The sequence below is a fragment of the Thiothrix sp. genome, from assembly GCF_028714775.1.
In the GTDB taxonomy this organism is placed as follows: domain Bacteria; phylum Pseudomonadota; class Gammaproteobacteria; order Thiotrichales; family Thiotrichaceae; genus Thiothrix.
Genome location: NZ_JAQTLS010000067.1, coordinates 1 through 2,616 on the forward strand (window position 1 = coordinate 1; position 2,616 = coordinate 2,616).

At 45.5% G+C, this 2,616-nt stretch carries 4 protein-coding genes; all 4 read right to left on the reverse strand.

Annotated features, from left to right (window positions below):
* Positions 1–331, reverse strand: a 331-nt coding sequence (locus PHE17_RS21610; protein WP_301018001.1) for a hypothetical protein, incomplete at its 3' end; no start/stop codon positions are given.
* Between the two features lie 307 nt (positions 332–638).
* Positions 639–1,949 (reverse strand): LamG domain-containing protein, encoded by a 1,311-nt coding sequence (locus PHE17_RS21615; RefSeq protein WP_301018002.1) that lies wholly within the window; start codon positions 1,947–1,949, stop codon positions 639–641.
* 4 nt (positions 1,950–1,953) lie between these two features.
* Positions 1,954–2,355, reverse strand: a complete 402-nt coding sequence (locus tag PHE17_RS21620) for a hypothetical protein (protein WP_301018003.1) — start codon at positions 2,353–2,355, stop codon at positions 1,954–1,956.
* 5 nt (positions 2,356–2,360) lie between these two features.
* On the reverse strand, positions 2,361–2,564 hold the full coding sequence (locus PHE17_RS21625; RefSeq protein WP_301018004.1) for a hypothetical protein: 204 nt from the start codon (positions 2,562–2,564) through the stop codon (positions 2,361–2,363).
* Positions 2,565–2,616 lie beyond the last annotated feature (52 nt).

Below are 2,616 nucleotides of genomic sequence, written 5' to 3' on the forward strand. Positions count from 1 at the left end.
TTGTGGTTGAGGAACCCTGCAGTATATCAACGCTGTGCGCGCCGTTGCACTCATAATAATAGGCGTATGAACTTGCAGCGACGTAACTTACAGCAGTCAGGTCGTGCGTATCATAGTAAAATGTCTCGCCAAGCATGTTTTCCACGGGGAATTGAGCTATGGACACACTGGAGGCTATCTTGTCCTTGGTGGCAAGCTCAAGGTAATGAGAGTTTATACTTTTATCTATTCTATTTAAAACAGAAACGTCTATAAGTGCGGTTACGGTCTGATATTCATTTAAAAGTTCTGTTGTCATGTTTCTAATATCGTTTAAAGTGTAGTTACCCATATTGTCACCTGCCTTTCAAAATAAAAAGGGCTCACTGAAAAGTGAATCCTTTGTTCCTGTTGCGCGGTAATCATGCTTCTCTGTTCCATTCCTCCGTTGCCATCAGTTCCCGTGCCTGTTCGTGCGTCAATGCCTCTATGCTGGTCTTTGTCCGCACTGCGTTGAACTGGTCAATGGTCAACAGATGCATGTGTATTATTGCCTTTAAACCATCCGGTGACTTACGCAGACTTTCCGTATCTATGTTACATTCCTGTAGTTTTTCTATTGTTCCTGTAAAATAGGGCAATATCATAATTCATACCTCCTAAATGCCAAATCTCCTGCGACTATTATTGAACAACTGCCGTACTTCCCGTTGTGCCAAAGCCCTGCTGAATATTGCAGGTTTGTCAATGTATCCGTTGAACGTCCTGTCCGTCGCACCTGCACGGTTGCCTGTGCAGACCACTCCCGCTACATCGGGCGGCAGGGCGGTTTCTCCTCCACCGGACGCGGTTACATCAACACCGTTGACATAGAGGTGTCTGCCCGTACCGTCAAAGGTTGCGGTTGCAAATTGCCATTTGTTCAGGGTAATGGCGTTGTTGGAAGACAATAACGCCGTACCGATGTTAACATTGGTAGACAGTCTTTGTGTAGTATAAAGATTTAAAGAATATCCATTTGCTCCGGCTACGGCTGTACTTTTGTCAATTATCTTTCCCGCGTCACTTTCCCCCAGACTCTTGGGATAAATCCATGCCGCCAATGTCCCGCCCGTTGTAAGCCTTGTTGCCGCGCTGTCCGTTATGGTGGCAAAATCATCCACGCCGTCCACGGAAAAGCCGTAGGTCGAATCAAGATTGCTTCCCGCCGCATAGGCCAGGTTGGACATGTGCATATGTCTGCTGTTGCCCGAGTAGTCGTACCAGAAGTATTTGTTTGATGGATTGCACAGCACGGAACGCGTACCTTCCCAATAGGCTTCTGCCGCAAGAATGGCGTCCACTTCTGCTGCGGTGGGTTCGTTGCCGGAGCCGAATATGGCGGTAAGGTCGAATGCCATAAATTCCTGCACTTCCATGACCTTTCCGCTTGCCGTGGCGGCGTCGGCATATGTATGTCTTAAAAACACATCAATATTACCGGTTTGGTCGGTAAGTGTAATAATAGCAGACTTTGTGTACCAGGCATCTTGTGTAGGAGTTAATACAAGGTCACTGGTTAAGTATGCACCACCTGTATTGCCATGCAACATTGTGTATATTTTTACACATGCATTATTTCTTACCCTGATCTTGACTTTTACATAAATCTTATGTGTTGTTACACATGGGGTTGAGGTTGATTTATAAGTTGTAACCTCCAAATTACCACCATTACCGGTTACACTTAATGTATTGCTTGCCGCTGACAAGGTTCCATTAACAGCACTCCATCCCGTGGTTCCACTTGCAAAATTACCGTTGGTGACAATCTGATTCAGCCCATAATACACCGCCGACAATTTGGATGCATCCTGCCAGGATAGGACCAGGGAACGCAGGGCGGGGGGAATTATTGCCGAACCGCCATATGGATTTAAAGGATCTATTATGGTTTGCAGGATTGTTGGCCTTATGGTTGGTATAATCATATAATCACCTCACGGGCCAAATTTCGTAATCAGCCGATACCACCTCGGCGGCGGTTGCGGCACTGCCCAACGTAAATCTCAACATTGCACCGGAAGCACCTGCGGCAAACATTCCTTCAACAAGTGTATCCTTTGTATCTCCCGTATTGAATGTTGCACTTCCCAAATCAAACGGCACACTGGTACTACCAAATTGTCTCGTATTGTTTACCTGCATGGCTATGGTGGTCTGTGTGGCATTATTGCGGGTTGCAACAATGTATTTGCTTACAGGGCATACGGGCATTGCTATGGTTGCGGAAGCCACTGTTGCCGCCGTCGCACCTGTTGCAAATGATATCGTACCACTTGCAATTGGTGTAGGCGGTCTCAATATTAAATTTCTGGAAATTGTTACTGCGTCCATAAAAATCACCCCTTACACTTTATCATGTGTCCCCTTAACTGATTTGGCTTTTCAAAAGCCTTGCCGCATTTGGGACACTTAACTTCTTCCTTAACTTCTTCCTTGACCTTTTGCGGTCTTAGAATCCCGATTAATTCGTTAAGCTGTTCGGATATGTTAAAAAGCAGTTTGCCTTGTGTGTCCAATACCGATTTGTCTACATTAAACATATTTCCTCCTAAAAAAATAAGGCGGCTGTTACACCGCCATATCTTTAATCAT

What these genes read in the sequence shown, in the direction of transcription:
- PHE17_RS21615 (WP_301018002.1), bottom strand. Translation starts at nt 1,949, where the DNA reads ATGATTATACCAACCATAAGGCCAACAATCCTGCAAACCATAATAGAT.
- PHE17_RS21620 (WP_301018003.1), bottom strand. Translation starts at nt 2,355, where the DNA reads ATGGACGCAGTAACAATTTCCAGAAATTTAATATTGAGACCGCCTACA.
- PHE17_RS21625 (WP_301018004.1), bottom strand. Translation starts at nt 2,564, where the DNA reads ATGTTTAATGTAGACAAATCGGTATTGGACACACAAGGCAAACTGCTT.